Here is a 5,492-nt window from a genome sequence, read left to right as displayed (position 1 = left end):
CACCCAGAAAAATTCGCCATTTTTTTTGCGGTTACGGATCTCACCGCGCCAGATCGAGCCATTGAGGATGGTGCGCCACAACTCTTTGAAAAAAGATTTGGGGTGGTAGCCAGAGTTGAAGAGACGATGATTTTGTCCCACCACCTCTGCAGAGTCATAGCGGCACACCTCCAAAAATTTATCGTTGACGGCAAGAATATTGCCTTCAGGATCCACAACGCTAATCAGGACATGTTGATCAGTGGCATCTTTGAGCTGTTCCAGAGAGGAGAGAGAGTGGCGATAAATTTGCGTTTGCTCTTCCAGCAAGGAGCCAAGACGATCCCGTTCCGAAACATCGCGGAAGATCCCTTCGATGGCAATGGGTAAGCCATTGCTGTCCAGAACCAGTTTGGCGGTCATGGAGACCGGCAAGTGGCGATTTTGTTTGCATTGCAGAGGCAGTTGGAAATCGTGGATGACACGGGTATTTTTTAATATTTCCAGCAGCTCATGAAAATTTTCCTGCGTAGTGAGCCGATCGGTAAACAAGGTGCCGATCAGATCTTCCGGTCGATAGAGCAGCAATTTTTGACAGGAGGGGCTGACAAACAACAAGGTGCCCTTCATGTCCATGCGATAATAGACATCCTGCACAAAGTTGCAGATGGATTCATATTGTTGGATAGTGCGGCAGACTGAGTCATTCTGGCGCTGCTCATGAGTACGATCACGAATCAGCAACAGATCGGGCAAAGGGTTGTTGCTGTCGCTGCCCTGCTCAGAGGCGTTGCTGTTGTCCAGTTCAAACAGCAGATGGGGGTGACCGGAATAGGTGACCTCAAAGGTTCGCAGCACCGGCATGGCGGTCTCTTCCGGGGAAAACTGGGTAGAAGAGGGCTCCGGGATGGTGGCCAAGACCACGCCGATCCGTTGTCCCAGTTGACAGATCGGACATTGCGTAGGGGCAGGAGGGGTAATATGCACGGCAAATTGCAGCCACCAACTCTCAGGAGCTCCCCAAGGTGCGGTGATGGGCAGCAAAGAGGGGGCAGGTTTGAAGCGGTTGGTCTGACTCCACAACAGGCCATAAGCCGATTCAACAGGCCGTTTGTCCAGATTGCTGACCTGTTTGCTGTTGATTGACGGATAAGAGTGGTCCAAGCTCATAAGGGGAACATCTCCTGAGCGATACCTTTGGTCTCCAGGGCAAAGTATGCACTGTGTTGTTGGTGTGCATTTTCTGCCCAATTTTGTCCTAGAGAGTAAACCAATTAGAGCATAATGGCGAGAGACGAAAATGATTCATCTATCATAAAATTTTTTTATATCAAGTTGTATCGATCCACGCACGCAGCAACAGCAAGGCAAGGAGCGGGAATGATGGCCGGAAAGTCACTATTTTCATCGCTGTTATCATTATTTAACGAAAAAGAGCCCCTTGCGGCAAAAGAGGGTGCTGTGCAGGAAAAGAAGAGAGTGGGTGTTGCTGATTTGGTATGCGCTCGTCAGGAGCGGATTGGTCAAGCGGAAGAGGAGCAGGATTGGCAGGGGGCGGCACGGACGGCGGTGGAGTTGAGCAATGTCTGGTTGTTGATGGGAGAGTGGCAGGCGGTGGCCGCTTTGGTGGCGAGGGCCCAGGAGTGGCTGCACCATTTTGAGGATCCGTTGACCCGCATCTATCTGCACAGTTGTTTGGCCGTGGCCCGCCATCGTGCTGGTGAATTGCAGGAGAGTCGGCGTCTGTTTCAGGAGGCAGAGAGCTGGCAGGCCGAGCGACAGACCGCTTATCACTGGTTGATCGGTCTGCCGGGAAGCTCCTATTGCGCCCTGTTATTGGAGCAAGCGCGCGAGGAGGGGGATTGGGAGCGGGTGTTGCATCGCAGTCAATATTCACAAAAAATTGTGAAAAATCAATTTGCAGTAGCGATGGATTATCTGGCCCAGGGGCGCGCTTTGGCCGGTTTGGCCCGTCATGAGGCAGCACGTGTGGCCATGCAGCAGGCGGTCACCCTGTTGCGCAGAAGCGAACGGCGCCTCTATTTGCCAGAATTTTTGTTGCAACAGGGCCATTTTTTGCGCCAACTGGGCGAGGGAGAGAGGGCCCAATCCTTGTGGCAAGAGGCGTGGCAGATTGCCAACGATGAGGCGTTGCCTCCCTATCAGGTGGAGTGCCATCTGTTGGCCGGACATTTGGCTGTTGATGCCAAAGAGTGTGATGAGGCGGAAAGGGCGCTGCTGGCAGCAGAACAGGGGGTGCAGACTCTGCACTATGGTCAAAAACTGGCAGAGGTGCATCTGTTACGTCTGCGCCTGTGTCGGTGTCAGGGGCGCGTGCAAGAGGCGGCAGAAGAACGGCCTATTCTTTTGGAGCATATTGCCGCGCGAGAGCAGTGGGGCTTGATGCGTCTGTGGGAGAGCGAGCTGCGTTAACCTTCAGCCCTTGGTAACTATTCAGGTTCGCGATGGCTCGCCAGCTCTACCCGGTTTGCGATAACTCGCCAGCTCTACCCCCATGGGGATGCTGTGCGAATTGGCGCAAAAATGCGCGCCAATGCGCACAGCTTGCTTCCATCAGGCGCGCTGCGCCGACGCAAAAAGCGCGTCGGCTTGTTGTGAAAGGCGCGCCAAAAGCAAAAGATTAAAAGCAAAATCCCAGGGATTCCATCCCTGGACCCGGCCAGGGAGGTGCCCTCCCTGGACCCCCAGTTGTTTTGGGTGCTGAATTGTTACCAGCCCTTTTTGCCTTTTTGGTAGGCAGCGAGGTGACGAGAGAGGCTTTTAGGAGTGTTTGCAGCAGGGGCAGAGGGTGCAGTTGTGGGGGCAACCGGAAGGGTTGGCTGCTGCTCTTTCCGTAACCGTTGCAGGCGTTCCCGGAGTTCGGCAGTGGGGTCGGCAGCAGGAGAGGAAGCAGTGCTGCTCCTGGCGGTTGCGGGTGGCTCTGCCGGAGCTTTCTTGCTGCCACCAGCAAAGGCATGCACGATACCACTGCGTCGTTCGTCTGCAGAAAGGGGAATAGGAGTGATTCCAGTCTGCTCGCGCAAATAGTTGAGGAGAGCTTGCAGAGAGATGCCCTGTTCGGCCAGCGACATGCCCTTTGCAGGAGTGGGAGTGCTCTCTGGCGAGGAGAAGAGCGAGAGGATACCGCTCTCTTTTTCAGCAGGGGAGAGAGGGGTAGGGGTGATGCCGGTCTGGCGGCGCAGATGTTGGAGCAACTCCAACCAGGGATCATCATGGTAAGACATGTTGGTCAGGATGCAGGTGCAGGTGTGTGGTTGCGCCGTTGGCGGTGGGAGGGGAGTGGTCGCGTGCGCTCCTTGACCTTTTTTTCAAGAAATTCAATGATTTTACCAGCAACATCAATGCCGGTTGCCGTCTCCAGTCCTTCCAGACCTGGGGAGGAGTTGATCTCCAAGACCACAGGACCATGATTGGTCCGCAACAGATCGACTCCAGCGACCGCCAGGCCCATCAATTTGGCAGAACGGACGGCGACGGCACGCTCTTCCGGGGTGATGCGCACGGCACTGGCACAGCCACCACGGTGCAGATTGGAGCGAAAATCTCCGGCGCGTCCCTGGCGCTGGATGGCAGCGACCACCCGATCCCCAATAACCAGACAGCGAATATCGCGGGCATTGGCTTCGCGAATATATTCTTGCACCAAAATATTGGCATGGATGCCCCGGAAGGCTTCGATCATGCTTTTGGCAGAGCGCGGGGTCTCTGCCAATACCACGCCGATTCCTTGGGTTCCTTCCAGCAGTTTGATCACTACCGGGGTGCCGCCGACCATGGCAATCAGATCATCGGTAAACTGCGTGGAGTGGGCAAAACTGGTGACCGGCAAACCGATGCCCGAACCGGCCAGCAGTTGCAGACAGCGCAACTTGTCGCGCGAGCGGGCGATCGATTCGGCATTGTTGAGAGGATAGACGCCGATCATCTCAAACTGATTGAGCACCGCCAGACCATAGAAGGTGATCGAGGCCCCGATACGGGGGATGACTGCATCAAAACCGCTTAAGCTCTCCCCTTTATAACGGATCTCCGGGCGGTGGGAGGTGATGTTCATATAGACCAGCAGGGTATTGATCACCTGGATGGTGTGACCCCGTTGTTCAGCAGCCTCCACCAGCCGTCGATGGGAATAGAGTGTGGGATTGCGTGCCAGGAGAACGATCTTCATAGGTTTTCCCCTGCAGAAGAGGTGTCGGTGCCTTGGTTGAGCGCCACGGGTGGAGACCATTCTTGCAGGAAAGAGGCAGCGGGGTCTACTAAAAAGCGTTTACGGATGGCGCTGCGACCAAGCAACAGCGGAAAGCCCATGGTTGCACGGTTGGTGAGGGTCAATTCGATAGGCCAGGAGTGGTTGCCGATCCGCAACCTGGTTTTGACAACATAGCGCTGCTGTTTGTTGCCACTGGAGCTGCGCACAGTACGACGATCAAGCAGCAGTGCACGGCAGGAGAGTAAAAGATCCTGGCCGTGTTGGCTGCTGAGAACCTGGAAGCGGAGGTAGCGTTTGCCTCCTTTGCGCAGCGGCTGCATGTCGAGAGCATGCAGAGCGGAGGTGCGTGCGCCGGTATCGATTTTGGCTTTGATGCGCACGATGCCCAGTTGCGGCAGGGCAACCCATTCACGCCACCCCAGCAGTGGTTTGCTGGGGAGAGGCGACGGGGTCAGTTGCAGATCGGCAGATGCAGGGGGGCCAACAGGAGGGGTAGGCATCGCTCAGTTATTGCTGAAGCTGGTCTTCCAGGCATAGCTGAGTACCTCCTGCACAGAGGCATTCTGTACCAACAAGTTGAGAAACTGACCGAGGGTAGAGGGGGGTTTGCCATCAAGCTCCATGCTGATCAGGTAGGAGTCAGCGGAGCGGCCTTTGCCTTGGATGGAGTGGCCATTGATGTCAAATTGGGCAATCAGTTTGAGAACGGTGAGCAAGGCGCCGGTGCGATGGCCGACAGTAAAGGTAATATGCAGACTTTCATTGGCCTCGGTGATCATCCACTCCCCTTTTTCCCACTGATTGCGTTGAATTTTATCACAATCGGCGCGATGGATGATCCAGTGGGCATCTTCTGAGAGTCGGCCTACAATGGGCACCGTAGGAACAGCCAAACAGCAATTGGACCAAAAAATATCGGGGCTGGCCAACTCTGTGAGTTGAAAGCGTCCTGGGCTGGGTCGCAAGATGCCCCGGACGGAGATATTGGGATTTTTCAGTGCCTGTTTGATCAAGGTGCGGGCACGGGCGGTTTTGACCACATCCAGCCAGGCACGTTGTGGCTGTGCTTGTTTGGAGGTCAGGATACGCACCACATCGCCATCGCGCAGGGGATATTCAGGAGGGCGTTGAATGCCATTGATGCGGGCGCCGGTACAATGTTCGCCCAATTCGGTATGGACCAGATAGGCAAAATCAACCACTACTGAATCGACAGGAAAGGTAAAGCGATCCCCTTTGGGCGTGTAGACATCGAGCATGTCAGGAAGGACATGGGCATGCA

6 protein-coding genes are annotated in these 5,492 nt (G+C 55.2%); 1 reads left to right on the top strand and 5 read right to left on the bottom strand.

What is annotated here, in order from left to right:
- The coding region (locus EJP87_RS13680) for a PAS domain-containing protein (RefSeq protein WP_130472428.1) at nucleotides 1-1,149 on the bottom strand (1,149 nt) is incomplete at its 3' end.
- A 210-nt stretch (nucleotides 1,150-1,359) separates the two neighbouring features.
- Here EJP87_RS13680 and EJP87_RS13675 point away from each other — a divergent pair.
- Nucleotides 1,360-2,412 carry a tetratricopeptide repeat protein gene (locus tag EJP87_RS13675; RefSeq protein WP_130472427.1) on the top strand — a complete coding sequence of 351 codons (1,053 nt, stop codon included), beginning with the start codon at nucleotides 1,360-1,362 and terminating at the stop codon, nucleotides 2,410-2,412.
- Between the two features lie 296 nt (nucleotides 2,413-2,708).
- On the opposite strand, the gene EJP87_RS13670 is transcribed toward EJP87_RS13675, so the two are convergent.
- The 4 genes from EJP87_RS13670 to EJP87_RS13655 form a co-directional block, all read right to left on the bottom strand.
- Nucleotides 2,709-3,224 carry a hypothetical protein gene (locus EJP87_RS13670; RefSeq protein ID WP_130472426.1) on the bottom strand — a complete coding sequence of 172 codons (516 nt, stop codon included), beginning with the start codon at nucleotides 3,222-3,224 and terminating at the stop codon, nucleotides 2,709-2,711.
- 5 nt (nucleotides 3,225-3,229) lie between these two features.
- Nucleotides 3,230-4,168: a 30S ribosomal protein S6--L-glutamate ligase gene (gene rimK, locus EJP87_RS13665; RefSeq protein WP_130472425.1), complete on the bottom strand. Its 939-nt coding sequence runs from the start codon at nucleotides 4,166-4,168 to the stop codon at nucleotides 3,230-3,232.
- Nucleotides 4,165-4,710 carry an ATP-dependent zinc protease family protein gene (locus tag EJP87_RS13660; RefSeq protein WP_130472424.1) on the bottom strand — a complete coding sequence of 182 codons (546 nt, stop codon included), beginning with the start codon at nucleotides 4,708-4,710 and terminating at the stop codon, nucleotides 4,165-4,167. Before EJP87_RS13660 ends, rimK begins: the two co-directional genes overlap by 4 nt.
- A gap of 3 nt (nucleotides 4,711-4,713) precedes the next feature.
- Nucleotides 4,714-5,492, bottom strand: a 779-nt coding sequence (locus tag EJP87_RS13655) for a TGS domain-containing protein (protein ID WP_130472423.1), incomplete at its 5' end; no start/stop codon positions are given.

Origin of the sequence: Candidatus Magnetaquicoccus inordinatus, from assembly GCF_004217665.1 — a bacterium.
Classification (GTDB): Bacteria; Pseudomonadota; Magnetococcia; order Magnetococcales; family Magnetaquicoccaceae; genus Magnetaquicoccus; species Magnetaquicoccus inordinatus.
Note: the sequence above shows the minus strand (reverse complement) of the source record. Positions and strands in the feature narration are given on the sequence as shown.

Excerpts from the sequence above, each read along its gene's own strand:
- EJP87_RS13675 (WP_130472427.1), top strand. The coding sequence starts at position 1,360 with ATGATGGCCGGAAAGTCACTATTTTCATCGCTGTTATCATTATTTAAC.
- EJP87_RS13670 (WP_130472426.1), bottom strand. The coding sequence starts at position 3,224 with ATGTCTTACCATGATGATCCCTGGTTGGAGTTGCTCCAACATCTGCGC.
- rimK (WP_130472425.1), bottom strand. The coding sequence starts at position 4,168 with ATGAAGATCGTTCTCCTGGCACGCAATCCCACACTCTATTCCCATCGA.
- EJP87_RS13660 (WP_130472424.1), bottom strand. The coding sequence starts at position 4,710 with ATGCCTACCCCTCCTGTTGGCCCCCCTGCATCTGCCGATCTGCAACTG.